The sequence below is a fragment of the Pseudonocardia phyllosphaerae genome (assembly GCF_046546475.1).
Classification (GTDB): domain Bacteria; phylum Actinomycetota; class Actinomycetes; order Mycobacteriales; family Pseudonocardiaceae; genus Pseudonocardia; species Pseudonocardia phyllosphaerae.
On record NZ_JBKGXS010000001.1, the window covers coordinates 1,074,641 to 1,099,469 of the forward strand.

A 24,829-nucleotide genomic window follows, 5' to 3' on the forward strand; every position below is an offset into this window, starting at 1 on the left:
GGTTCTGCGAGACTCCAGCCATGAGTCAGGACCCGGCGCCCACCCCGCACGCCACCGCCGAGCAGGTCGAGGCCGCGTGGCACGACCGCAAGCTCGCGAACGTCCTCTATCACGACTGGGAGGCCGGGACCTACGACGAGAAGTGGTCGATCAGCTACGACGAACGCTGCATCGACTACGCCGCGGGCCGCTTCCGCGCCGCGGCCCCGTGGGACGGCCGCCCGTACAACCGCGCGCTGGAGCTGGGCAGCGGGACCGGGTTCTTCCTGCTCAACCTGATGCAGGCCGGGGTCGCCGAGCGCGGCGTCGTCACCGACCTGTCCCCGGGCATGGTGGAGGCCGCCACCCGCAACGCCGAGGGCCTCGGGCTCGACGTCGAGGGCCGCGTCGTCGACGGCGAGCACATCCCGTTCCCGGACGACAGCTTCGACCTCGTCGTCGGGCACGCGGTGCTGCACCACATCCCCGACGTCGAGGCCGCGTTCCGGGAGATCCTGCGGGTGCTGGAGCCGGGCGGGCGGTTCGTCTTCGCCGGGGAGCCGACCACGATCGGCGACGCCTACGCCCGCAAGCTCGGCCAGTGGACCTGGAAGGCCACCACCACCCTGACGAAGCTGCCCGCGCTGGCGGGCTGGCGGCGCCCGCAGCACGAGCTCGACGAGTCCTCCCGCGCCGCGGCGCTGGAGTCCGTCGTCGACATCCACACGTTCGACCCCAGCGAGCTGGAGGAGACCGCCCGCCGGGCAGGCGCGGCCGGGGTGGCGGCCTCGACCGAGGAGTTCTCCGCGGCGATGCTGGGCTGGCCGGTGCGCACGTTCGAGGCGGCCGTCCCGCCCGGCAAGCTCGGCTGGAACTGGGGCATGTTCGCCTACCACGGCTGGCAGCGGCTCTCGAGGCTCGACGAGACGGTGCTGCGCCACGTCGTGCCGCGCAGCTGGTTCTACAACGCACTGATCACCGGCACCAAGCCCCGGTAACCGGCCATGACCTCGCCGGAACGGCCCCGGTGGGCGGGCCTCGCCGTCAGACTCGACGACGTGGAGCACCCGCTCGAGCCGTTCTGGCGCGGCATCATCGCCTACCGGCTGCTGACCCTGGTCACGGTCGCCGGCGTGACCGTCTACGGCCTGGGCAGCGGCTACACCAGCCCGGTCGGCGCGCTCGGCGTCATCGCGGTCATGGGCGTGTGGACCGCGGTCACCTCCTGGGGCTACCTCGGCGGGCTGCCCGGCACGCCGGACCGGCGCGGCCGGCTCGCGGCCGCCGACCTGGCCGTCTGCGTCGCGGTGATGGCGACGACGCCGTGGCTGGTGCACCCCGCCTACCTCGACGCCGGCGGCCCGGGCATGGGCTCGATCTGGACCTCCGGCGCGGTGCTGGCCTGCGCCGTCGCGGGCGGGATCCGCGGCGGGGTCGCGGCCGCCGTCGTCGTGTCGGTGACCCTCGGGCTGACCAAACGGCGGTTCGGGCTGCTGGAGCTGGGCGACACCGAGCTGCTGGTGCTGGCCGGGCTGACCGTCGGGTTCGCCTCGCACGTCCTCGACCGGACCGCGGCCCGGCTGCGCCGCCTCACCGCCGAGCAGGCCGCCGACGACGAGCGGGAGCGGCTCACCCGGGCGGTGCACGACGGCGTCCTGCAGGTGCTCGCGCATGTGAAGCGCCGCGGCTCCGAGCTGGGCGGGGGCGCCGCCGAGCTGGGCCTGCTGGCCGGGGAGCAGGAGACGGCGCTGCGCGCGCTGCTCACCGGCGGCACCGGCACCGCCGACGCGTGCGGGCGCCGCGACCTCGCCGCGGTCCTGCGCGGTCTCGGTTCCGAGCGGGTCACGGTGTCCGCGCCCGGGCACCCCGTCGAGCTCGACGCGGGTGTGGCGACCGAGGTGGAGGCCGCGGTCCGGGCGGCGCTGGCGAACGTCGCCGTGCACGCCGGGCCTGCCGCGCGGGCCTGGGTGCTGCTGGAGGAGCTGCCCGACGCCCTGGAGATCAGCGTCCGCGACGACGGCCCCGGCATCCCCGACGGCCGCCTCGCCCAGGCCGAGGCGGAGGGCCGCCTCGGTGTGGCACGGTCGCTGCGCGGACGGGTCGAGCAGCTCGCCGGGACGCTCACCCTGGACACCGGGCCCGAGCTCGGGACGGAATGGGTGATCCGGCTGCCGAAGGAGGACACGTGGACGCGATCCGGGTGATGGTGGTCGACGACCACCCGATCTGGCGCGAGGGCGTCGCGCGCGACCTGGGGGAGCGGGGCTGCGACGTGGTCGCCACCGCCCCGGACGCGCCCGCCGCGGTCCGGATCGCGACCGCGGTGCGCCCGGACGTCGTGCTGATGGACCTCAACCTGGGCGCCGTCTCCGGGGTGACCGCGATCGGCGAGATCACCGCCGCGCTGCCGGAGACCCAGGTGCTGGTGTTGTCGGCGTCCGGCGAGCACGCCGACGTGCTGGAGGCCTGCAAGGCGGGGGCGCTGGGCTACCTGGTGAAGTCCGCGGGTGCCGAGGAGCTGCTCGACGCCGTCGAACGCACCGCCCGCGGGGTCCCGGTGTTCACCCCGGGCCTGGCCGGCCTGGTGCTGGGGGAGTACCGCCGTCTCGCCGAGGGTCCCGCCCCGGCCCGCGACGAGCCCGCGGTCCCGGCGCTGACCGAGCGGGAGACCGAGGTGCTGCGGCTGGTCGCGAAGGGGCTGACCGCGCGGCAGATCGCGTCGAAGCTCGTCGTCTCGCACCGCACCGTGGAGAGCCACGTGCAGAACACCCTGCGCAAGCTGCAGCTGCACAACCGCAGCCAGCTCGTGCGTTACGCCATCGAACAGGGCCTCGCGGACTGACGATCTCCGGCCGGTCTCCCGACGATCACTGTCCGGAACGGACGCAACTGCCCGATCGGCCGTGCCGGATCGACTGTGCCGCATGGCAGGGTGCCCGGACGAACCGGCACAGGGACGAGTACGGGGGCGCGGGTGGCGGAAGCGGTCGAGGGGGCCGGCGCGGCGCCGGTCCGCAGCGTTGTCGTCGGCGATCCGCCGGTCCCCGAGGGCGCCGAGGTCGTCGGACGGGCCGGCGCGGAGTCCGCCGAGGCGGTCGCGGCCTCGGTCGCCCGGGCGGCGCCGGGCGTGGTGCTGGCCGACCTGACGCCGTCGCCGGGCCCGGTGCTCGCGGTCATCGCCGCGGTCGTCACGCGCAGCCCCGACGTGCCGGTCGTCGCCGTCGCCGCGCCGGACGCCGACCACGGGCTCGTGCTCGACGCCGTCCGTGCCGGGGCCACCGGCGTCGCGATCTCCGACGACGCCGAGGAGGTCGCGGACATCGTCGCCGCCGCCGTCGCGGGCCGCCCCGCCTTCTCCCCGGGACTGGCCGAGGTCGTCCTCGACTCGGTCGCCGCACCCGCCCGGGAGGCCGCGCCGGAGCTCAGCCCGCGCGAATCGGAGGTGCTGCGCCTGGTCGTCGAGGGGCTGACGGCACGGCAGATCGCCGCCCGGCTGGTGCTCTCGCCGCGGACGGTGGAGAACCACGTGCAGCGGCTGCTGCGGAAGTTCGGCGTCCCCGGGCGCGGCGCGCTGGTGCGGCTGGCGATCGAGCACGGCCTGGCCTGACCGGCGCTTGTACGAAGATACGTATTTTCGTATCTTCGTGGTGTGAACGACGTCCCGGACGACCACGACGCCCGCCTGCGCGCCCTGGAGCGCGCCGTCGCCGACCTGCAGGCCGCCCGGGCCGATGCGGCGGACGAGAGCAGCGGCACCGGGGCCCCGGGTGATGCGGCCCCGGGGGACGCGCTGTGGGCGCTGACCGAGCTGGAGCGGCGCGCACCCGGCGCGGTCCTGATGGCAGGCAGCGTCGACGTCCCGGACGCCGGGCCCGTGCGCTGGCAGTACGGCCTGTCCGGGGACGCGCTGCGTGACACCGACTGGACCGAGCTCGCCGGCACCCTCGACGCGCTGGCCCACCCGGCGCGGCTGAGCATCCTGCAGCTCGTGCTCAACGGCGTGCGCACCACCGCGGAGCTGCTCGAACAGGAGTCCGTCGGGACGACCGGGCAGCTCCATCACCACCTGCGCCAGCTCGTCGCCGCGGGCTGGCTCGCCTCCGCCCGCCGCGGTCACTACGAGGTGCCCGCTGCCCGCGTCGTCCCGCTGCTCGTGACCGTTCTCGCCGCCCGGCGCTGAAGGAGCCCGTCATGGCCGACCGACCCGTCACGTCCGATCCCGCCGAGCCCGACCAGGGGGCCGTTCCCGAGCACGATCCCGTGACCGGGAACGGTGCCGATCCCGGGACCGGCGTCGACGCGTCCGGGGCCGGTCCGGCCGCCGGCCGGGGCCGCGTGACCAGCCTCGGCGCCGTGCTCGCCGCCGTGGCCGCATTGGCCGGGCTGCTCGCCGGGACACTGTTCGGTCCGCAGCACCAGGTGCTCGGCCCGCAGATCTCCGGTGACGTGGCCCTGGCCGAGCGGGTGCGCGCCGTCGTCGGGGACCGGGGCGGGTTCCGTGCCCTCGCGGTCGCCGAGGTCACCCCGGACGGGATCACCACGGCCGGGCTCGGGAACTCCGGCCCCGGCCGCGACGGCCCGCCGCCCGCCCCGGACGCCCGGTTCGAGCTCGGCTCGATCACCAAGACGTTCACCGCCGCGCTGTTCGCCGACGCGATCCGCCGCGGTGAGGTCCGTGCCGACGACCCCCTGGCGCGGCATCTCCCGGATCTGGCGGGGACCCCGGCGGGCGGAGTCACGCTCGCCTCGCTGGCCCAGCACCGCTCCGGCCTGCCGCCGCTCGGGGCGACCGCCGCCGTGCAGAGCCTGCTCGCCGGCGTGCTGAACGACAACCCGTACGCCTCGACGACCACCGCGCAGCTCGTCGAGGACGCCCGCGCCGCCCCCGTGGACGCCGCGCAGCCGCCGACCTACTCCAACTTCGGCGTCTCGCTGCTGGGCACCGCGCTGACCCGGGCGGCCGGGGCGCCGGACTACCCGGCCCTGGTCGCGCAGCGGATCACCGGCCCGACCGGGATGGCCGCGACGTCGTTCGGGCCCGGCGACGCCGACGTCCCGCAGGCCGCGCTGCCGGGCTTCCTCGCCAACGGCACGCCCGCGCCGCGCTGGAACGGGGAGGGCTACCTGCCCTCGGGCAACGCCACCTTCACCACGATCGGCGACACCGCCCGCTGGGCGCAGGCCCAGCTCACCGGAACCGCCCCCGGGAACGAGGCACTGACCCCGACCGCCGACGACGAGCCCGGCGCACGGATCGGCTGGATCTGGGTCACCAGCGAGGAGACGGGCCCGGACGGGGCGCGGCACCCGATGGTCTGGCACAACGGCGGCACCGGCGGTTTCCGGACGATGCTCGCCCTCGACCGGGAGCAGCGGCGCGCGGTGGTCGTGCTCGGCAACACGACCACCGACGTCGACGACATCGCCCCCGCCCTGCTGTGGGGCACGCCGCTGCCGTCCCGCCCGGTGCTCGACACCGTCCCGGCGTGGGTCGCGTTCGCCGTCGCCCTGCTGTTCTCGGCGACGGCGCTGTGGCGGGCACTGCGCCGGACCACCCTGCTGCCGATCGCCGAGGCACTGGTTCTCGCGCTCGCCGGGCTCGTCCTGCTGTGGCTGCGCGGGCCCTGGGCCGACGTCGGCGGCTGGGCCTACGGGGTGGTGCTCGCCCCGGCGGCCGCCGCACTCGCGGTCACGCTGCTGCGGGCACGCGGCCTGCGCACGAGACCGGAACGACGCGTCCTCGCGGCGTGGGGAGGACCGGTCGTCGCGGTGCTGTTCCTGGTGGTGACCGTCGCGATGGCCTGACCGGACCTCAGGCCTTGCGCAGCCGGTCCAGCACGGCGTCGAGCACGGTCCGGACGTCCGGCGCCGCCATGACCCCGACCGCGGGCAGGTCCGCGGCGTCCGGTGCCGTCAGCTGCGGCACGGTCGCCCCGCGGGCCGGCCCGAACCCGGTGTCGACGGCCAGCGGGATCGGCCGGGCCACCAGCGAGTTCGGCTCGACGCACTCCAGCAGCGCGACGGCGTCGTGCAGGGCGACGGCGTCGTGGCCGTAGCGGGAGCGGTAGACGGCCCGCACCGGCTCGATCATCGCGGCGAGCTCGGCGCACACCGGGTCGGCGTCGGCGAGCGCGCGCAGCCAGTCCGGCCCGGCGGAGCAGGCCAGCGTCGTCTCCAGCGGGACCAGCGCCACCGGGACCCGGTCCTGGGTGAGCACCCGCTGCGCGGCCTCCGGGTCGGCGTGGATGTTGAACTCGGCGGCGCCGGTGACGTTGCCGCCGCCGATCGACCCGCCCATGACGACGATCCGCTCGATCCGGTCGGCCAGGTGCGGGTAGGTCGCGAGCAGCAGCGCGGTGTCGGTGAGCGGCCCGATCGAGGCGATCGTGACCGGCAGCGTCGTCTCCTCCAGGACCTGCGCCATCAGCGCGATCCCGGACCCGGGCCGCGGCGCGACCGGGTCCGCAAGCCCGGCGGCCCGGCCGCCGAGCCCGTCCTCGCCGTGCACGAGCGTGGCGCGCCGGTCGAGCCGGTGCACCAGCGGCCGGTCGGCGCCGATCCCGAGCGGCACGTCGGTGCGCCCGGTCAGGGCAAGCAGCCGTCCGGCGTTGCCGAGGGTGTGGTCGAGGTCGACGTTGCCGTAGGAGGCGACGACGGCGCGGACGTCGGCCTCGGTGCTGCGCAGCGCCAGGACGAGCGCGACGGCGTCGTCGACGCCAGGGTCGGTGTCGATGATCAACGGTCGGGGCACGGGCGCAGCGTAACGGTCCTACTCGCTGCGGGTGGGCTCGTCGTCGTCCTCGGTGTCGAGCTCGCGGGCGGCGGCCGTGGTCGCCCCGGCGTCGTTCGTGGTGCCGCCGGGGCGCGGGTTGCCGGCGTGGTCGAGGCTCTCGCGCACCGTGTCCGCTCCGGAGGCCGCACCGGATCCGCCGGTCAGCTCGTCGGTGCCGACCTCGGTGCCGCCGTCGGGGGCGGGGGAGTGCGGGGTCTCGCTCATGCGGATCGCTCCTCGGTTCGGGATGGGGGGCGGGACGGACCGGGATCACCCGGTCCGGTCACGAGGTACCCGTCACGGCCGCGCCGACACCCGGGCCTATCGTCCCCGTCGTGCGAGCCCGACCCGAGCGCGATCCCGAGCAGGCGCGGCTGTTCGGCTGGACGTCGCTGCGCTGGATCCTGCGCCACCGCGCGATCACCCCCTGGTACCTCAAGCGGTACTGGCGGCTGCTGGTGCTGCGGATCCGGCATCCGCACGTCGTGCTGCGCGGGATGGTGTTCCTCGGCAAGGGCGTGACGCTGGAGGCCCGCCCCGGCTTCGGGCGCCTGGAGATCGGCCGCTGGGTGCACATCGGCGACGGCACCGCGCTGCGCTGCCACGAGGGCTCGATGCGGATCGGCGACAAGGTCGTCTTCGGCCGGGACAACACCTTCAACTGCTACCTCGACGTCGAGGTGGGCGCGACGACGCTGGTCGCGGACTGGGTCTACGTCACCGACTTCGACCACCGCACCGAGGACGTGCACCGCCCGATCAAGGACCAGGGCATCGTGAAGTCGCCGGTGCGGATCGGTGAGGGCTGCTGGCTCGGGGTGAAGACCTCGGTGCTGCGCGGTGCCCGGATCGGCGACGGCGTCGTGCTCGGTGCGCACGCGGTGGCTCGCGGCGACGTCCCGGCGTACACGATCGCCGTCGGCGCCCCGGCCCGGGTGGTGCGCGACCGGCGCGCCGACTACGAGGCCGCCGCCGCGGAGCGGGCGGCCGTCGCGGACATGGCCCGCAAGGCGGACAAGGCCCTCAAGGAGCGGCTCGACCGGGTCTGAGCCGCGGCGCTCGCTGCTGCCGGTCGGGTCACCGCTCCCGGTCGAACAGGTTCCCGGTCGGGATCTTGGGCCGGGCGAGCTCCTGCGGCCCGCCGGTGCGGGCCTCGGCGTAGATCCGGGCGGTGCGTTCGGCGATCACCGGCCAGGCGAAGTCGGTGCGCAGCCGGGCCTTCGCCACCCGGGCGCGCCGTGCGGCGCCGCGCGGGTCGGCCAGTGCGCGGTCGACGGCGTCGGCGATCCCCGCGACGTCGCCGGGGGCGAAGCCGATCCCGGTCTCGCCGTCGCGCACGACCTCGCCGAGCCCGCCTGCGGTGGAGGCCACCAGGGTCGCGCCGACCGCGGCCGCCTCCAGCGCGACGATCCCGAACGGCTCGTAGCGGCTCGGCAGCACGACGGCGTCGGCGGCGCGCAGCAGCGCGCCCAGCTCGGCGTCGGGCAGGTGGCCGAGGAACCGCACCGAGGTCTTCACCCGGTGCTCCGCGGCGCAGTGGGCCAGCATGTCGCGCTGGGTGCCGGTCCCGGCGACGAACAGCTGCGTGCCGCGGTGGCGGCGCCGGATCCGCGGCAGCGCGGCGATGAGGTCCTGGACGCCCTTCTCGTACTCCAGGCGGCCGAAGTAGACCAGGCGGGGGCCGGGGGTCGCGGGCAGCGGGGAGGACCTCCGCGCGCGCCATCGCCGCAGGTCGATGCCGTTGTGCACGACGTGCACCCGTTCCGGGGCGAGGTCGTAGAGCGCGCACACCTCGGCGCGCATCGCCGACGAGCAGGTGATCACCTCGTCGGCCCGGTTCGCCAGCCACCACTCGGTGGAGTGCACCTGGCGGTTCATCGGGCCGGGCAGCCAGCCGGTGTGCCGGCCGGCCTCGGTGGCGTGCAGCGTCGCGACCAGCGGGACGCCGAGCACGTCGGCCAGCGCGATCGCCGGGTGCGCGACCAGCCAGTCGTGGGCGTGCACGACGTCCGGGCGCCAGCCGGGCAGCACCGCGGACAGTGCGTGGCGCAGCAGCCCGTGGCCCATCCCGAGCGTCCAGGCGACCATGTCGGTGGCGAAGTCCAGGTGCGGCGGGTCCTCGGCGACGCGCAGCACGCGCACGCCGTCCACGGTCTCGTCGACGGTGGGGTGGGTGCCTGCGTCGGTGCCGGTGGGGGCACGGGAGAGCACGACGACCTCGTGTCCCGCGGCGACGAGCTCGCGGGCCAGGGCGTGCACGTGCCGCCCCAGCCCCCCGACGACGACCGGCGGGAACTCCCAGCTGATCATCAGCACCCGCATCGCACGATCCTGGCAAACAGCGGAGCTCCCGGGATCCGCGGGGTGCACCGGGGTCACGGGTGCGCCAGGTCCCGGGCGTCGATCCCGCCGAAGGTCGGCACCCGCGCGTCGGCCCAGTGCCCGGTCCGCCGTGCGGCCCTGCGGCGGCGCCCGTCGCGCAGCAGCCCGGCCAGCTCAGCGACGCGGCCTGCGTGCGTGGCGAACCGGGAGCGGGCGTACTCCGCGGCGGAGTCCTTGCTGACCATGAACGCCCAGTCGCTGGACAGTGCGTGCAGTGCCTGGTCGACGAGCAGGTCGGCCAGCGGGTCCCGCGCGTCGCGGCGCAGCGCGGGCCCCGAGCCGGGGACGACGGCGTCGACGGCGGAGAGCAGGTCGTCCTGCACGGTCGCGTTGCCCGCCACGAACTCCGCGACCTGCGGCCCGGCCCACACCCGCCAGTCCTTGCCCGAGCCCCACGAGCACTCCGGCAGGGTCACCGGCTCGCCGACCAGGCCGTCGTCGATCGCGCCGCGCAGGGTGCGCACCGACACACCGGCCTCGGGCAGCCGCCGCAGCACCTCGCCCAGCCAGGCGGGGCCCTCGTGCCACCAGTGCCCGAACAGCTCGGTGTCGAACGCGGCCACGGTCAGCGCCGGGCGCCCGTGCGTCGCACGCAGGTCCCGCAGCCGGGCGACGACGGTGTCGACGAAGTCCGCGGCGTCGCGCCGCACCGCGCGGTCCGCGAGCTCCGGGTCGTAGGGCTTCTTGTCGTGGCTCGGGACGCGGCGGCCGGTCACCCGGGCCGGTTTGAGCCCGGAGTCGTGGTCCCAGGTGTGGAAGTCGCGGTACTCGGCCGAGCCGGGGTAGCCCTTGCGCGGTGACCACACCCGGTAGGTGACGTCGAGGTCGCGGCCCACACACACCACGCCGGAGTCGCCGACCGGGCGGGCCAGCGCGGTGTCCCCGCGCAGCGCCGGGCCGTCGACGAGGAACCGCGACACCCCGGCGGCGGCGTAGCCGGTCTCCATACCGGGCGCGTAGCCGCACTCCGGCGCCCAGATCCCGGCCGGGCGCGAGCCCAGGCGCAGGGCGTGGTCGTCGAGCCCGGCGCGCAGCGAGAACGCCCGCACCCGCGGCGTCAGCAGCGGCTGGAACGGGTGCGCCGCAGGGCCGCCGAGCAGCTCGACGGCGCCGGAGTCGCGCAGCCCGCGCAGCACCGGCGACGCGCCATGGCACCAGTGCGCCTCGAACTCCGCGGTGGCCGCGGCCGCGACCCGGTGCTCGTGCGCGGCCAGGTCCGGCAGCCGGTCCGCGGCCGAGCGGGCGCGCAGCGACCAGCCACCCAGCCAGTCGTGCACCCCGCGCAGGCAGTGCGGGTCGTCGAGCTGCGCGGCCAGCACCGGGGTGATGCCCAGCGTCGCCAGCTCGCCGCGGCCCTCGGCGGCCAGCTCGCGCAGCGTCGCCACCACCGGCAGGTACGACGCCGCCCAGGACTGGTAGAGCCACTCCTCGCCGACCGGCCAGCGTCCGTGGTGGGCCAGCAGCGGCAGGTGCGAGTGCAGGACCAGGCAGAACGTGCCCTCGGAGGTCACCTGGTGGCCGTCACGAGCAGGTCGAGGGAGTCGTCGAGGGTGTGGCCGGGCTCGTCGCCGTACAGCTCGAAGTCCGCGGCGCGCACGGCGGCGACGTCGGTGACCAGAGCCTCCGGCCAGGCCTCGCCGGACAGCGCGAGCCGGGTCTGCTCGGCGATCAGCCCGCCGTGACGCTCGTCCATCTCACGCAGCCGCGGGCCGTGGTGCAGCCCCTGCACGACGACGTCGCCGAACCCGGCGTCGCGGACCAGCCCGGCCAGCTCCCCGGGGTCGAGCTCGCGGGTGTGGAACGGGTTGAGCGGGGTGTCGCTGTCCGGGGTGAAGGTGATCCGGTTCGGCGTCGACACGATCAGCCGCCCACCCGGGCGCAGCACCCGGCGGCACTCGGTCAGGAACCGCTCCTGGTCCCACAGGTGCTCGATGACCTGCAGCGACACCACGACGTCGATCGACTCGTCGGGGACCGGCAGCGTCACCAGGTTGGCCCGGGACACCTCCACCCGCGGGTAGCGGGCGCGGACGTGGGCGACGGTCTGCTCGTCGTAGTCGAGGGCCTGCACCGAGCGGGCGACGCCGGCGAGCAGGTCCGCGCCGTAGCCCTCACCACAGCCGGCCTCGAGCACGTCCGCGTCCGCGCACGCGTCGGTGATCGCGTCGTAGACGACCTCGTGGCGGCGGAACCAGTAGTTCTCGTGGTCGATGCCGGGGATGGTGCGCTCACCGGTGAGGGGCAGGTTGCTGGACACCCGCCGACCTCATCACGACGACCGCACGGCGCGCACATCGCCCCGGACGCGTCGATTCCGCGCCAACGGGTAACCCGGCGAATCACTCACCGTGGCCGGAAGGAGCCGATCATGAGCGAACGGACGGAGGACGACGAGACGTTGTCGCTCAACATCACCGGGCGGAACGGGTCGTGGATCGTGTCCGGCGTGGTCGGCGACGAGCCGGTCGAGCCGCGTGCGATGGACGACGAGGCCCTCGGCGAGGTGCTGTCCCTGGTCGTCGCCCCGGAGGAGGACCTCGAAGCGGCGGACGGCCACCGGAACTGATCGTCACCGGAACCGAGGTTCACCGGCACCCCGTGCCGTGACCGGCGGGCATGATCGGGGCATGACCACCGCGACCGTCGTCGGATCGGGGCCGAACGGGCTGGTCGCCGCGGCTCTGCTGGCCCGCGCGGGCGTCGACGTCACCGTGCTGGAGGCCGCGGACGTCCCGGGCGGCGGCTGCCGCACGGTCGAGGCGATCCTGCCCGGGCTGCGGCACGACCACTGCGCGGCGGTGCACCCGATGGCCGTCGGCTCCCCGGCGCTGACCGGGCTGGGCCTGGAGCGGCACGGGCTGCGCTGGCGGTTCCCCGAGGTCGACTGCGCCCACCCCCTCGACGACGGCGACGCCGGTGTCCTGGTCCGCTCGGTGCGCGAGACGGCCGAGGGCCTGGGCCCGGACGGGCGTGCCTGGACGGCTCTGTTCGGCGCACCCGCCGCGCACTGGGACTCCCTGCAGAGCTCCGTGCTCGGCCCGCCGCTGCGCGTGCCCCGCCACCCGCTCGCGATGGCCCGCTTCGGCGCGGTCGCCGCCCCGCCCGCCGAGCTGCTGGCCCGCGCGCTGCGCACCCCGCGCGGGCGGGCGCTGTTCCTCGGGACGGCCGCGCACGCGTTCCACCCGCTGGACCGGCCGCTGTCCTCGGCGATCGCGGCCGGGCTGCTCGCGGCCGGGCACCGGCACGGCTGGGGCGTCGCCGAGGGCGGCACCGGTGCGCTGGTCGACGCGCTGCTGGCCGTGCTCGCCGAGGCCGGAGCCCGGGTCGAGACCGGGGTGGTGGTGACCTCGGCGGACGCGCTGCCGCCCGCGGACGTCACGATCTGGGACGTCGCACCGGACCGGCTGCCGGACCTGCTCGGGCACCGGCTCCCGCCGCGGGTCGCGCGGGCCTACCGGCGGTTCCGGTTCGGCCCGGCCGTGTTCAAGGTCGACTACGCGGTGCACGGCGGCGTGCCCTGGACCGCCGATCCGGTCCGCCGCGCCGGCACCGTGCACGTCGCCGGGCCCGCCGAGCACGTCGCGTACGTCGAACGCGAGGTGCACCGCGGTCGGATGCCGGAACGCCCGTTCGTGCTGGTCGGGCAGCAGTACCTGGCCGACCCGACGCGCTCGGCCGGTGACGTCCACCCGGTCTACGCCTACGCCCACGTCCCGAACGGGTACGCCGGCGATCCGCGGGTCACCACCGAGCTGGTCACCGCGCAGATCGAACGGTTCGCCCCCGGCTTCCGGGAGCGCATTGCCGGCACCGCGGTCACCGGACCGCAGGACTTCGCCGCCAACCTCAACTTCGCGGGCGGCAACATCCTGACCGGCGCCAAGGACGTCCGGCAGCTCGTGTTCGGGCCGCGCACGACCCTGCAGCCCTACGACACCGGCGCACCCGGGCACTACCTGTGCTCGGCGGCCACCCCGCCGGGCCCGGGCGCGCACGGCATGGGCGGCGCGCACGCCGCGGACCGCGCCCTGCGATACCTGCGGCGCTGATGGGACCCGCTCAGGACTGGGCGGCGGGCTCCCCGGTCACACTCACGACCCCGCCCACGTCCTGGCGCAGCCAGGCCAGCACGGTCGCGTCGTCGAGGGTCAGCGGCACCTCCGGCCCGCCCCACCCCATCCGGGTGGTCGGCCGGAACGCCAGTGCGTCCTCGAGCATGATCGCCAGGCCCTCGGTGGCGCGGACGGTCACTCCGCCGTGTGTCACCGTCCGGCTGCCCGGCACGTTCTCGTCGGCATGCGCTCCCGTGCTCAGGACATATCCCGTCCCGAGTCGGTCGTCGAACCCCGTCACCTGCACGACGGCTCCCTCCTGCCGGTGCCTGGGCCGTCGACCGTAGCGAAGTCCGCGGTCCGGCGAGGCGCCGCGCAGTGTGACCTGATGCGCGCGTGGCGTGATGGTCCCCGCACCCGGGTAGGCGGGTGAGTACGGTCACGGTTCAGTTGGTTTGCCCGATGGCTACTCGCTGGTAACAATCAACGTCACAACGACCCGACGTGCCGGAACGGCATGCCGGCTGGCAAAGTCGTCGCCGATCCGACGGGCGCGACGCCGCGACCCGCCCCTGCCGGGGACAGCGAGCGGCGCAGGCCCCGTCACGGTGACGCGAGGCGGTCCCGGGACCCGGTTCCGGTCCGCCACAACGGACGATGCGGCACGCATGCGGTGCGTGCCCCACGGCAGGGAGGTCGAAGAGGTCCCATGAAGATCCTCGCACTCGTGAAGCAGGTCGCGGACACGTACTCGGAGCGGAAGCTGTCCGACTCCGACCACACCCTCGACCGTGAAGGCACCGACTCGGTGATCGACGAGATCAACGAGCGCGCCGTCGAGCAGGCCCTCCAGCTGAAGGAGGCCAACGACGGCTCCGAGGTCGTCGTGGTCACCATGGGCCCGGACAGCGCGACCGACGCGATCCGCAAGGCCCTGTCGATGGGCGCGGACTCCGCGGTGCACCTCTCCGACGAGGCCATCCACGGCTCGTGCGCGGTGCAGACCGCGAAGGCGCTGACCAAGGTCATCGGCACCCAGGACGGCTGGGACCTGATCATCGCCGGTAACTCCGCCTCCGACGGCCAGATCGCCGCGGTCCCCGCGATGATCGCCGACCTGCTCGGTGTCCCGGCCCTGACCTGGGCGAACGAGATCTCGGTCGACGGCACGACGGTCACCGCCAAGCGCGAGACCGACGACGGCGTCACGAACCTGACCGCCGAGCTCCCCGCGGTCGTGTCGGTGGGTGAGAAGGCCACCGAGCCGCGCTACCCCTCGTTCAAGGGGATCATGGCGGCGAAGAAGAAGCCGGTGGAGACGCTCGACCTGGCCGGCGCCGGGATCGACCCCTCCGAGGTGGGTCTGGCGAACGCGCTGACCTCGGTCACCTCCTCGGCGCCGAAGCCGCCGAAGCAGGCAGGCGAGAAGGTCACCGACGAGGGCGACGGCGGCGCGAAGATCGCCGAGTTCCTGGTCGGCCAGAAGCTGATCTGACGTACGTCGACGAACAGACCACCACTTTTCTTTCAGGAGAGATCCATGGCTGAGGTTCTGGTCCTCGTCGACCACGTCGACGGTGACATCAAGAAGACCACCTACGAGATGCTGACCGCCGCCAAGGCGCTCGGCGAGCCGTCGGCCGTCGTCGTCGGCCCGGCCGGTGTCGCCGACAAGCTGGCCGACGGTCTGGCCGAGCACGGCGCCGAGAAGATCTACGTCGCCGAGACCGACTCGACCGACTTCCTCGCTCCCGAGGTCGGCGTGCTCGAGTCGCTGGTGAACAGCGTGAACCCGGCCGCGGTGCTGGTCGTCGCGGCCGCCAACGGCAAGGAGATCGGCGGCCGGCTGGCCGTCCGGACGAACTCGGGCCTGCTGTCCGACGTCGTCGGCGTCACCGCCGACGGGGTGCAGCACTCGCTGTTCGGTGGCTCCTACACCGCCGAGGCGAAGTCGAACACCGAGCACCCGGTCATCACCGTGCGCCCGGGCTCGGTCGAGATCGCCGCGTCGGCCGGTGCCGGTGCCCGCGAGACCGTCGAGGTCCCGGCCGCGGCAGGCCGCGACTCGGTCGTCACCGGCCGGGAGCCGATCGAGGGCGGGTCGCGTCCGGAGCTGACCGAGGCGACCGTGATCGTCTCCGGTGGCCGCGGTGTCGGCTCGGCCGACGACTTCACCGTCGTCGAGGGCCTGGCCGACTCCCTCGGTGCCGCCGTCGGCGCCTCGCGTGCCGCGGTGGACTCCGGCTACTACCCGCCGCAGTTCCAGGTCGGCCAGACCGGCAAGTCCGTGTCGCCGCAGCTCTACATCGCCCTCGGCATCTCCGGCGCGATCCAGCACCGCGCCGGCATGCAGACGTCGAAGACGATCGTCGCGGTGAACAAGGACGAGGAGGCGCCGATCTTCGAGATCGCCGACTACGGCATCGTCGGCGACCTGTTCAAGGTCGCGCCGCAGCTGCAGGACGAGGTCGCCAAGCGCAAGGGCTGAGCCCACGCGCGGTGACTCCGCGATCACCCCCGGCGACGCCCGGGTGCCTTCCGGCACCCGGGCGTCGTCGTGTGTGGGGGGCCTGTTCACCTGCTCCTACCTGCGACGACACGTGTTCGGGGCCGTTCACCCCGATGCCACCGACACGTCGACGCGGCACCGTCGCGGTGTCGCACCCGGCCGGTACCAACGGCACCCGTGACCCAGGTGATCGTCTCGACCCCGGAGACCGCGGCCAAGCGGTACTCCCTGCTGCTCACGACCGACGCCGACGACGTCGCCGCGGCGCAGGCGCTGCGGTACCGGGTGTTCGCCGGAGAGATCGGCGCGCACATCGACACGCCCGTCCCCGGCCTCGACATCGACCGGTTCGACGAGTTCTGCGACCACCTCGTCGTCCGGGAGGACGCCACGGGGGAGATCGTCGGGACCTACCGGATGCTCCCGCCCGAGCGCGCCCGCGCGGCCGGTGCGCTCTACACCGACGGCGAGTTCGACCTGAGCCGGCTGGACCCGCTGCGCGACTCGCTGGTCGAGACCGGCCGATCCTGCGTGCACCCCGACCACCGCGCCGGCTCCGTCGTCGGGCTGGTCTGGGCGGGCCTGGCCCGCTACATGCTGCTGTCGGGCAACCGCTGGCTGATCGGCTGCGCCAGCGTCCCGCTCGCCGACGGCGGAGTGCAGGCCGCGGGCGTGCGGGAGCGGGTGCTCGCCAAGCACCTCGCCCCCGCCGAGTACCGGACCACCCCGCACCGCCCGTGGGACGCCTCGGACGCGCCCAAGCACCGCACCTCGACGGTCCCGCCGCTGCTGCGCGGCTACCTGCGCCTGGGCACCTGGGTGTGCGGCGAGCCCGCGCACGACCCGGACTTCGGCGTCGCCGACTTCCCGGTGCTGCTCGGCCTGGACCACATCGACCAGCGCTACCTGCGGTTCTTCCTCGGTGAGGGCTCCGGCGCGCCGGGGGTCCCCGCATGACGCTCCCGGCGTTCCGGCGCCCGGCGCCGCACCGGGCGGCCCGGGCGGCGCTGCGGACCCCGGTTCCGGGATCCGCCCCGTCCGCCGCCGACACCGGCGTCGCGGCCGGGGCCACCGCCGACGCCGAGCTCGCCGGGCCCGGCACCGGGCTCGCCACCCCGGGGCCCACCGCCGGGGCCGTCACCCCCGCGGACGAGGTGCCGGCGGTCGCCGGGCCGTCTCCCGCCGGGGGCGTGCTGCCCCCGCCCGCCGCTGCGGCCCAGGCCGCTCCGGCGTCCTCGGCGCCGCCCTGCGCGGCGCCGGAGATCGGGCACCCGACCCACCCCGTCGACCCGCCGGCGTCGCAGCGCCCGGGCGGGCCGTGGGCCATCTGGTCGCCCTGCACCCCCGACACCTGCCTGCCGCCGCGCGCGAGCACCGGACGGCTGCGGATGCTGCGCCGCACCACCGTCCTGCTCGCGGTGCTGTTCGCGGGCACCGCGCTCATCCCACCGGCCGCGCTCGCCGGCCCGCGGCTGCTCTCCCCGCTGCTGCGCAGGCTGCACGCCGCGGTCCTGAGCGCAGCGGGCGTGCGGCTGGTCGTCCGCGGCGGCCCGCTGGCCCCCGCCGACGGGCGCGGCGCGCTGGTGGTCTCCGACCACACGTCCTGGCTGGACGTCCCGGCCCTCGGCACGCTCGGCCCGCTCACCATGCTGGCCAAGCGCGAGGTGCGGGACTGGCCGCTGATCGGCGTGCTGGCCGCCCGGATCGGCACGCTGTTCGTGCACCGCGAGGGGTTGTCCCGGCTTCCCGCGACCGTCGCGCAGACCGCGGACGCGCTGCGGGCGGGCACGCTCGTCGGAGTGTTCCCCGAGGCCACCACCTGGTGCGGCGCCGTCGGCGGCGACTACCGGCGCGCCCCGTTCCAGGCCGCGATCGACGCCGGCGTCCCGGTCCGCCCGGTCACCGTCACGATCACCACCCCCGACGGGAGGCCCAGCACGGCGGCGGCGTTCGTCGGCGACCAGACCCTGGGCGACACCGTCGGGCGGGTGCTGCGGCTGCCCGGGCTGGTGTGCACGGTGACCGTCGGGGAGCTCGTCGAGCCCTCCGACCCGGCCGCCGCGGACCGCCGGACGCTGGCCCGTACGGCCCGTGACCGGGTCCGGCACGGGCGCTGACGCCCGGGTCGGCGGCCGGAACCCCGGTGGACGGACTATCCTGGCCGTCGATGACGTACCTGGACCACGCGGCGACCACTCCGATGGTGCCCGCCGCCGTCGACGCCCTCAGCGAGGCGCTGAGCCGTACCGGCAACGCGTCGTCGCTGCACTCCTCGGGCCGTCGCGCCCGCCGCGAGGTCGAGGAGTCGCGCGAGCGCATCGCCGCGGCCGTCGGCGCGCGCCCGTCCGAGGTCCTGTTCACCACCGGCGGCACCGAGAGCGACAACCTCGCGGTCAAGGGCATGTTCTGGGCCCGCCGCGCCGCCGACCCGCGCCGGAACCGGGTGCTGGTCTCCGCGACCGAGCACCACGCGGTCATCGACGCCGCGGAGTGGCTGGCCACCCACGAGGGCGCCCGGCTGCGCATCCTCGAGGTCGACGAGGCCGGCCGCGTCCGCCCCGAGACGCTGCGGGCCGCGCTGGCCGAGGCCCCGGACGAGAACGCCGTCGTCTCGGTGATGTGGGCGAACAACGAGGTCGGCACGGTCAACCCGATCGCCGAGCTCGCCGGGATCGCGCACGAGTTCGGCGTCGACTTCCACACCGACGCCGTCCAGGCCGTCGGGATCCTCGACGTCGACTTCGCCGCGTCCGGTGCCGACGCGCTGACGCTGACCGGGCACAAGCTCGGCGGCCCCTACGGCGCCGGCGTCCTGCTGCTCGGCCGCGAGGTCGAGTGCACCCCGCTGCTGCACGGCGGCGGCCAGGAGCGCGACGTCCGCTCCGGCACCCTCGACGTCCCGTCGCTGGTCGGGCTGGCCACGGCCGTCGACATCGCGGTCGCCGAGGCCGCGACCCGCCGCGCCCGGATCGCCGAGCTGCGCGACGAGCTCGTCCGCACCGTGCTCGCCGAGGTCCCCGAGGCCACGCTCAACGGCGACACCCTCACCTCCCGCGTCGCCGACGGCCCCGGCCGGCTGCCCGGCAACGCGCACCTGTCGTTCCCCGGCTGCGAGGGCGACTCGCTGCTGATGCTGCTCGACGCGCACGGCATCGAGTGCTCCACCGGCTCGGCGTGCAGCGCCGGGGTCGCCCAGCCCAGCCACGTCCTGCTGGCAATGGGCGCCGACGAGGAGACCGCCCGCGGATCGCTGCGGTTCTCCCTGGGGCACACCAGCACCCGCGACGACGTCCGCGCCGTCACCGACGTCATCGCGTCCGTGGTCGAGCGGGCCCGGCGCGCGGGGCGGCGGACGCCAGCGGTCGCGGGCTGAGCCGTGCGCGTCCTCGCCGCGATGAGCGGCGGCGTCGACTCCGCGGTGGCCGCCGCCCGGGCGGTCGCCGCCGGGCACGACGTCGTCGGGGTGCACCTGGCGCTCTCGCGCACCCGCGACGCGATCCGCTCCGGCTCGCGCGGCTGCTGCTCCAAGGAGGACTCGGCCGACGCCGCGCGCGCCGCCGACGTCCTGGGCATCCCGTTCTACGTCTGGGACCTCTCGGCCGAGTTCGCCCGTGACGTCGTCGACGACTTCCTCGACGCCTACGCAGCGGGGGAGACCCCGAACCCCTGCCTGCGCTGCAACGAGAAGATCAAGTTCGAGGCGGTGCTGGACCGCGCGCTCGCGCTCGGGTTCGACGCCGTCTGCACCGGGCACTACGCCCGCCTCGACGCGTCGGTGCCCCGGCTGCGCCGTTCGGTCGACCCGGGCAAGGACCAGTCCTACGTCCTCGCCGTGCTCCGCGCGGACCAGCTGCGGCACGCGATGTTCCCTGTCGGAGACACCCCGAAGCCGGAGATCCGCGCCGAGGCCGAGCGGCTCGGGCTGCGCGTGGCCTCGAAGCCGGACAGCCACGACATCTGCTTCATCCCCACCGGCGACACCCAGGGCTTCCTGCACGAGCGCCTCGGCTCCACGCCCGGTGACCTGGTCGACGACGCCACCGGCGAGGTCCTCGGCAGCCACGACGGCGTGCACGGCTTCACCGTCGGCCAGCGCAAGGGCCTGGGCATCGACCGTCCCGCCGACGACGGCCGCCCCCGCTACGTCCTGGGCATCGAGCCGGTCAGCGGCACCGTCCGGGTCGGCTCGGAGGCCGCGCTCGACGTCCACTCGATCACCGCGCGGACCCCGGTCTGGACCTCCGGCGAGGCACCGGCGGGCCCACTGCGCTGCGTGGTGCAGGTGCGCGCGCACGGCGGGATCGCCCCCGCCTCGGTCGTGCCGGGGCCGTCCGGGGTGACCGTCGACCTGGCGGAGCCGCTGCGCGGGGTCGCGCCGGGGCAGGCCGTCGCCTTCTACCGCGCCGACGACGACGGCGACGAGGTCCTCGGCTCCGCCACGATCAGCGCCGCCGCCTGATCCCGTTCCCGGGCTCCGGGGCTCGCGGCCACCGGCCCCGGCCGGCTCCGCCGCTCCGCTCCGCCCGTTGCCCCGAGGGGCACCCTCGCTGCCACCCGCGTCCACCAGGGTGCCCCTCGGGGCGTCCGGCGGGGCCCGGCCGACCGGTCGGCGCGGTGTGCTCCGCGAAAGAGAGAGCAGTGCTCTTGCCTTCGTCGCCCTTCGAGTGAACACTGCTCTCATGCAGAAGCAGCGCTCTCATTATCTCGATCCCGGCCCTGTCACCCGCCACGTCATGAACCCGCTCGTCGCGGGGCTCACCAGGCTCGGCCTGCCGCTCGCCGGGTCCGCAGTCCTCGGCGTCCGCGGCCGCCGCTCCGGTGAGCTGCGCACGACGCCGGTCAACCCGCTGACCGTCGACGGCACCCGCTACCTCGTCGCCGCCCGCGGCGAGACCCAGTGGGTGCGCAACCTCCGAGTCGCCGGGACCGCCGAGCTGACGGTCGGCCGCCGGACCGAGCAGCTCGCGGCCACCGAGCTGACCGACCCCGCCGCCGTCGTGCCGGTGCTGCGCGCCTACCTGCGCCGATGGGCGTGGGAGGTCGGTGCCTTCTTCGACGGCGTCGCCGCGACCTCCACCGACGCCGAGATCGCCGCGGCGGCGCACCGGCACCCGGTGTTCCGGCTGTCCTGAGGAAACGGGGCGGCGGAGCGTCGAGGCCACGGACGCAGGCGGAGCCCGGCGGCGGACGCGGAGCCCGGCGGGGGAGACTGGCCACGTGAGTTCCGAGGACCCGCTCGCCGCCGCGCTCGCCGCCGCCGGGCTCGGCGACGTCCGCCCCGGCGAGAGCCGCCCGCCCGAGCCGCGCATCGAGGTCGTGGACAGCACCCCGGAGGAGCCCGCGGCGCCGCGCGAGCTGTGGCCCGAGGGCGTCGGCACCGGGGTCGGGTCGCTGCCCGGCACCGACCCGGTGGACGCGTCCGCGCTGGTCACCGGGGAGACCCCGGGCATGCCGGCGTTCCCGGAGCTGCCCGCCCGCGGCGTCGGCGCCGACATGATCGGCCGCACCGTCGGGCTGCTCGTGGACCTCTCCGCCGAGGTCGTCCCGACGGGCTGGCGGGTCACCCCGCGTGCCGGACGGGACCTGCGCCGCGCCCGCGACCTCATGTCCACCGACCTGGACGCGTTCGGCGACGCCTGCGACCGCAGCCGCCCGTCGTGGGTGAAGGTGCAGGTCACCGGCCCGTGGACGCTCGCGGCGGCCGTCGAGCTGCCCACCGGGCACCGGGTGCTCACCGACCACGGCGCCGTCCGTGAGTTCGCTGCCAGCCTCGGTGAGGGGCTGCGCGCGCACGTCGCCGAGGTGGCCGCGCGGACCGGCGGACGCGTCGTCGTCCAGCTCGACGAGCCGGGCCTGCCCGCCGTGCTGGCCGGGTCGCTGCCGACGGCGTCGGGCTACGGCACCGTGCGCGCCGTCCGCGCCCCGGACGCCGAGGAGGTCCTGCGCGAGCTGATCGCCGGGATCGACGCCCCCGTCGTCGTGCACTGCTGCGCGGACACGCCGCCGATCCGGCTGCTCGCCGCGGCCGGCGCCGCCGCCGTCGGGATCGACGCGACCCGGCCCGCCTTCCACGGTGCCACCGCCGAACCCCGCGCCCTCGACGCGATCGGCGAGACCTGGGACTCCGGCGTCCCGCTGCTGCTCGGGCTGGTGCCCGGTCTCGCGCCGGCCCGTGAGCCGGGCATCGGCGAGCTGGTGCGTCCCGCCTACGAGCTCGCCGACCGGCTCGGCTTCGACCGGCGCCGTCTCGCCCGGCTCGCCGTCCCGACGCCCGCCTGCGGCCTGGTCGGTGCGACGCCGGCCTGGGCCGAGCGGGCACTGGGGCTGTCCCGGGAGCTGGGCCGCGCGTTCGCCGACCCCGACGAGAGCTGACGACAACGGTCACCCACCGCACTGGATCACTCGCACCGCGTACCCAGAACTGTTGATCCGGTGCGTGTGCGGCGGGCGTTCCGGGCGCCGGACCCCGATGCTGGGCCGATGAACGGGACCCACGCACCGCCACGTGCCACTCCCTCCGGGGGCTCGGGCACGTCGGCACTGGTGCTGGGGGCACTGGGCCTGCTGCTGGTCCTCGCCGCGATCGGGCTCGCCGCGATGCACGGCCTGGTGGTGACGGGCTTCGTGCTGGCCGCCGCCGGAGCCGGGCTCGCGCTGGCCGGTCTGGTGGTCGGGATCCTGGCGGTGCGGCCCGCGGCCCGGCCGTCCCGGGCGGCGCTGTCCGGGGCCGGGCTCTCGGTCGCCGGTCTCGCCGCCGGTCTGGTGTGGGTGGCCGCGTTCGTGGTCAGCACGCTCGCCGTGCCGGCTGCCCATGATCCGGGGGCCGGGAGCGGTCGGACGGTGTGCGCGGCGGCGTACTGCGCGCCGGGGCGCTGAGCCCGGGCCGGCCGAGCTCGCGGGTGTCGGCGGGCCGAGCGCCCCGCCGGGTCAGTGGATCGACGACCCGGCGGGCATCGCCTCGAACCGCAGGTCCGGGAACTTCCGCTGGATGATGTCCATCCGCCACTTGTTCGTGAACAGGGCCAGGTACGCGCCGTCGGAGTCGCGGCGCAGCACCTCGCACTCGGACTGGCCCGCGAGGGCCTCGGCGGCCTCGGCGTCGACCAGGCGGGCGATCTGGAACGGCAGCCGGTCGAGCGTGACCGGGGCGTTGAACTCGGTCTCCAGCCGCCCGGTCACCACGTCGAACTGCAGCGGGCCGACCGCGGCGAGCACCGGCGCCTGGTCGCCGCGCAGGTCCGAGCGCAGGATCTGGATGACCGCCTCGTTGCCGAGCTGCTCGATCCCCTTGCGGAACTGCTTGTACTTGCCTGCGTCCTTCGCGCGGACCACCGCGAAGTGCTCCGGTGCGAACGCCGGGATCGACGGGAACTCCACCGGGTCCGCGGCGTAGAGCGTGTCGCCGGGGCGCAGGGCGGTCGCGTTCACCAGGCCCACGATGTCGCCCGGGAACGCCTCCTCGACCGTCGTGCGGTCCGAGCCGAACACCGACTGCGCGTACTTGGTGGCGAACGGCTTGCCGGTCTCGGCGTGGGTGAGCACCATGCCGCGCTCGAACCGGCCCGAGCAGATCCGCAGGAACGCCATCCGGTCTCGGTGGGCGCGGTCCATGCCGGCCTGCACCTTGAACACCAGCCCCGACGTCGGCGCCTCCAGCGGGCGGTCGTGCCCCTCGGCGTCCGGGCGCGGGCCGGGGCACGGCGCCAGGTCGACCAGGGTGTCGAGCAGCCGGGCGACGCCGATGTTGGACAGCGCGGACCCGAAGAGCACCGGGGTGGCCGCGCCGGACAGGAAGTCCTTCTCGTCCCAGATCGCGCCGATCTCGTCGAGCAGGCCCAGCTCGTCCTGCGCGTCCTGCCAGAACTCCGGTTCCTGCGCGGCGGCGGTCGCGGCGTCGACGGCGGTCGCGGTGGCCTTCGTCGCGCCACCGGCGGCGCGGGTGAACGCGGTGTACTCGCCGGTGTCGCGCTCGATGAGCCCGCGGAACTGCCCGGCGATGCCCAGCGGCCAGGTCAGCGGCATGGGGCGCAGCCCGATCGTCTGCTCCACCTCGTCGAGCAGCTCCAGGGCCTCGCGGCCGGGGCGGTCCCACTTGTTCACGAAGGTGATGACCGGGACGCCACGGGAGCGGCAGACGTCGAACAGCTTGAGGGTCTGCGGCTCGAGGCCCTTGGCCGCGTCGAGCAGCATGACCGCGGCGTCGACGGCGGCGAGCACCCGGTAGGTGTCCTCGGAGAAGTCGCCGTGGCCGGGGGTGTCGAGCAGGTTGATCACGCAGTCGCGGTAGGCGAACTGCAGCACCGCCGAGGAGACCGAGATGCCGCGGGCACGCTCCATCTCCATCCAGTCCGAGGTGACGCCCTTGCGGCCGGACTTGCCGTGCACCGCACCGGCGGAGTCGATGACCTCGGCGTGCAGCGCGAGGGCCTCGGTGAGCGTGGACTTGCCCGCGTCCGGGTGGGAGATGACGGCGAAGGTGCGCCGCCGCTCCGTCTGGGCCACGATCCGGGCGGCGTCCTGGTGTTCACTCACCGCACCAGGGTAGAACCGACCCCTGACAGTTCGACGGCCCGGCCGCAACCTGTGCGACCGGGCCGTCCGTCCCGAACTGACGCGCCGCTCCCACCACGAAGCGACGTGGATAAAGTTAGGGAAGGCTGACCTAAGTGTCAAGCCGTCGGTCGAGAAGTTCCCGCATGTCGGGAAGATCGAAGTGCTCGACGGTCGCGCGGGCGCTCGGGCTGCCCAGCTCCGGGTCGGCGCCGGCGTCGAGCAGTGCGGTGACCGACGCCGCCGACCGGGCGAACAGCGCGGCCGCGATCGCCGTCTGCCCGCGGTCGTTGGTGCGGTTCGGGTCCGCGCCACGGGCGAGCAGGTCGCCGACGATCGCCTCGTTGCCGTAGTAGGCGGCCAGGATCAGCAGGGTGTCGCCCTTGGGGTCGGTGATCTCCACCGGGACGCCGGCGTCGAGGTAGTCCCGCAGCTGGGCGGCGGCGCCCTCACGGGCCAGGTCGAACATCCGGTGCGCGAGTTCCACCGCGGCGTCTTCCATGGCCGCCACGGTAGGTGAGCCCGCGGCCGGACGCCCGGGTGCGCGGGTGCGAATAACTGTCGGACCCCACGGATAACCTCTCG

Annotated in this window: 26 protein-coding genes; 18 read left to right on the forward strand and 8 right to left on the reverse strand. The window is 75.3% G+C overall.

What is annotated here, in order from left to right:
• Positions 1-20 precede the first annotated feature (20 nt).
• The 6 genes from ACLE50_RS05030 to ACLE50_RS05055 all read left to right on the forward strand — a co-directional run bounded on the left by ACLE50_RS05030 (position 21) and on the right by ACLE50_RS05055 (position 5,784).
• Positions 21-977, forward strand: coding sequence for a class I SAM-dependent methyltransferase (locus ACLE50_RS05030; RefSeq protein WP_410942150.1), 957 nt, complete (start codon positions 21-23; stop codon positions 975-977).
• Positions 978-1,037: 60 nt separating this feature from the next.
• Positions 1,038-2,183: a MacS family sensor histidine kinase gene (gene macS, locus ACLE50_RS05035; RefSeq protein WP_410942151.1), complete on the forward strand. Its 1,146-nt coding sequence runs from the start codon at positions 1,038-1,040 to the stop codon at positions 2,181-2,183.
• Complete coding sequence (locus ACLE50_RS05040; protein WP_410942152.1) at positions 2,135-2,821, forward strand: response regulator; 687 nt, start codon at positions 2,135-2,137, stop codon at positions 2,819-2,821. Before macS ends, ACLE50_RS05040 begins: the two co-directional genes overlap by 49 nt.
• Positions 2,822-2,953: 132 nt before the next feature.
• On the forward strand, positions 2,954-3,586 hold the full coding sequence (locus ACLE50_RS05045) for a response regulator transcription factor (protein ID WP_410942153.1): 633 nt from the start codon (positions 2,954-2,956) through the stop codon (positions 3,584-3,586).
• Positions 3,587-3,628: 42 nt separating this feature from the next.
• Positions 3,629-4,159, forward strand: coding sequence for an ArsR/SmtB family transcription factor (locus ACLE50_RS05050; RefSeq protein WP_410942154.1), 531 nt, complete (start codon positions 3,629-3,631; stop codon positions 4,157-4,159).
• 11 nt (positions 4,160-4,170) lie between these two features.
• Entirely contained in the window at positions 4,171-5,784 is a 1,614-nt protein-coding gene (locus ACLE50_RS05055; protein WP_410942155.1) for a serine hydrolase domain-containing protein, read from the forward strand.
• Between the two features lie 7 nt (positions 5,785-5,791).
• Here the strand turns inward: ACLE50_RS05055 and ACLE50_RS05060 are convergent, their stop codons facing one another.
• Both ACLE50_RS05060 and ACLE50_RS05065 read right to left on the reverse strand, forming a co-directional pair.
• Positions 5,792-6,730 (reverse strand): nucleoside hydrolase, encoded by a 939-nt coding sequence (locus ACLE50_RS05060; RefSeq protein WP_410942156.1) that lies wholly within the window; start codon positions 6,728-6,730, stop codon positions 5,792-5,794.
• Between the two features lie 18 nt (positions 6,731-6,748).
• The gene (locus ACLE50_RS05065) at positions 6,749-6,976 is read right to left on the reverse strand and encodes a hypothetical protein (RefSeq protein ID WP_410942157.1); all 228 of its coding nucleotides are present in this window, start codon (positions 6,974-6,976) and stop codon (positions 6,749-6,751) included.
• Positions 6,977-7,086: 110 nt separating this feature from the next.
• Here ACLE50_RS05065 and ACLE50_RS05070 point away from each other — a divergent pair, with 110 nt between their 5' ends.
• Complete coding sequence (locus tag ACLE50_RS05070; protein ID WP_410942158.1) at positions 7,087-7,800, forward strand: acyltransferase; 714 nt, start codon at positions 7,087-7,089, stop codon at positions 7,798-7,800.
• Between the two features lie 28 nt (positions 7,801-7,828).
• On the opposite strand, the gene ACLE50_RS05075 is transcribed toward ACLE50_RS05070, so the two are convergent.
• From ACLE50_RS05075 to ACLE50_RS05085, 3 genes are read right to left on the reverse strand one after another with little or no spacing between them, the layout of a single operon-like run.
• Positions 7,829-9,073, reverse strand: a complete 1,245-nt coding sequence (locus tag ACLE50_RS05075; protein WP_410942159.1) for a glycosyltransferase family 4 protein — start codon at positions 9,071-9,073, stop codon at positions 7,829-7,831.
• 53 nt (positions 9,074-9,126) lie between these two features.
• Entirely contained in the window at positions 9,127-10,644 is a 1,518-nt protein-coding gene (locus tag ACLE50_RS05080) for a 1,4-alpha-glucan branching protein domain-containing protein (protein WP_410942160.1), read from the reverse strand.
• The gene (locus ACLE50_RS05085; protein WP_410942161.1) at positions 10,641-11,390 is read right to left on the reverse strand and encodes a class I SAM-dependent methyltransferase; all 750 of its coding nucleotides are present in this window, start codon (positions 11,388-11,390) and stop codon (positions 10,641-10,643) included. Before ACLE50_RS05085 ends, ACLE50_RS05080 begins: the two co-directional genes overlap by 4 nt.
• A gap of 111 nt (positions 11,391-11,501) precedes the next feature.
• On the opposite strand from ACLE50_RS05085, the gene ACLE50_RS05090 reads away from it, so the two are divergent.
• Both ACLE50_RS05090 and ACLE50_RS05095 read left to right on the forward strand, forming a co-directional pair.
• Positions 11,502-11,699 carry a hypothetical protein gene (locus tag ACLE50_RS05090; protein WP_410942162.1) on the forward strand — a complete coding sequence of 66 codons (198 nt, stop codon included), beginning with the start codon at positions 11,502-11,504 and terminating at the stop codon, positions 11,697-11,699.
• Positions 11,700-11,760: 61 nt separating this feature from the next.
• Complete coding sequence (locus ACLE50_RS05095; protein ID WP_410942163.1) at positions 11,761-13,182, forward strand: phytoene desaturase family protein; 1,422 nt, start codon at positions 11,761-11,763, stop codon at positions 13,180-13,182.
• Between the two features lie 10 nt (positions 13,183-13,192).
• Here ACLE50_RS05095 and ACLE50_RS05100 read toward each other — a convergent pair whose 3' ends face one another.
• Positions 13,193-13,492 carry a hypothetical protein gene (locus tag ACLE50_RS05100; protein ID WP_410942164.1) on the reverse strand — a complete coding sequence of 100 codons (300 nt, stop codon included), beginning with the start codon at positions 13,490-13,492 and terminating at the stop codon, positions 13,193-13,195.
• A 402-nt stretch (positions 13,493-13,894) separates the two neighbouring features.
• Between ACLE50_RS05100 and ACLE50_RS05105 the strand changes: the two genes are divergently transcribed.
• The 9 genes from ACLE50_RS05105 (at position 13,895) to ACLE50_RS05145 (ending at position 22,570) form a co-directional block, all read left to right on the forward strand.
• Positions 13,895-14,680: an electron transfer flavoprotein subunit beta/FixA family protein gene (locus ACLE50_RS05105; protein WP_410942165.1), complete on the forward strand. Its 786-nt coding sequence runs from the start codon at positions 13,895-13,897 to the stop codon at positions 14,678-14,680.
• Positions 14,681-14,725: 45 nt separating this feature from the next.
• Positions 14,726-15,673: an electron transfer flavoprotein subunit alpha/FixB family protein gene (locus ACLE50_RS05110; protein ID WP_410942166.1), complete on the forward strand. Its 948-nt coding sequence runs from the start codon at positions 14,726-14,728 to the stop codon at positions 15,671-15,673.
• A 198-nt stretch (positions 15,674-15,871) separates the two neighbouring features.
• Entirely contained in the window at positions 15,872-16,651 is a 780-nt protein-coding gene (locus ACLE50_RS05115; protein ID WP_410942167.1) for a GNAT family N-acetyltransferase, read from the forward strand.
• Positions 16,648-17,811 (forward strand): lysophospholipid acyltransferase family protein, encoded by a 1,164-nt coding sequence (locus ACLE50_RS05120; RefSeq protein WP_410942168.1) that lies wholly within the window; start codon positions 16,648-16,650, stop codon positions 17,809-17,811. The genes ACLE50_RS05115 and ACLE50_RS05120 overlap by 4 nt, the downstream gene beginning before the upstream one ends.
• A 50-nt stretch (positions 17,812-17,861) precedes the next feature.
• Positions 17,862-19,067 (forward strand): cysteine desulfurase family protein, encoded by a 1,206-nt coding sequence (locus tag ACLE50_RS05125; RefSeq protein WP_410942169.1) that lies wholly within the window; start codon positions 17,862-17,864, stop codon positions 19,065-19,067.
• A gap of 3 nt (positions 19,068-19,070) precedes the next feature.
• Positions 19,071-20,153: a tRNA 2-thiouridine(34) synthase MnmA gene (gene mnmA, locus ACLE50_RS05130; protein ID WP_410942170.1), complete on the forward strand. Its 1,083-nt coding sequence runs from the start codon at positions 19,071-19,073 to the stop codon at positions 20,151-20,153.
• Positions 20,154-20,373: 220 nt separating this feature from the next.
• Complete coding sequence (locus tag ACLE50_RS05135; RefSeq protein WP_410942171.1) at positions 20,374-20,826, forward strand: nitroreductase/quinone reductase family protein; 453 nt, start codon at positions 20,374-20,376, stop codon at positions 20,824-20,826.
• A gap of 85 nt (positions 20,827-20,911) precedes the next feature.
• A complete protein-coding gene (locus ACLE50_RS05140; RefSeq protein ID WP_410942172.1) occupies positions 20,912-22,066 on the forward strand; it encodes a uroporphyrinogen decarboxylase/cobalamine-independent methonine synthase family protein in 1,155 nt (384 codons plus the stop codon).
• 108 nt (positions 22,067-22,174) lie between these two features.
• On the forward strand, positions 22,175-22,570 hold the full coding sequence (locus ACLE50_RS05145; protein WP_410942173.1) for a hypothetical protein: 396 nt from the start codon (positions 22,175-22,177) through the stop codon (positions 22,568-22,570).
• A 51-nt stretch (positions 22,571-22,621) separates the two neighbouring features.
• Here the strand turns inward: ACLE50_RS05145 and ACLE50_RS05150 are convergent, their stop codons facing one another.
• Positions 22,622-24,226, reverse strand: a complete 1,605-nt coding sequence (locus tag ACLE50_RS05150; RefSeq protein ID WP_410942174.1) for a peptide chain release factor 3 — start codon at positions 24,224-24,226, stop codon at positions 22,622-22,624.
• Between the two features lie 130 nt (positions 24,227-24,356).
• Positions 24,357-24,746, reverse strand: coding sequence for an ankyrin repeat domain-containing protein (locus tag ACLE50_RS05155; protein ID WP_410942175.1), 390 nt, complete (start codon positions 24,744-24,746; stop codon positions 24,357-24,359).
• Between the last annotated feature and the right edge of the window lie 83 nt (positions 24,747-24,829).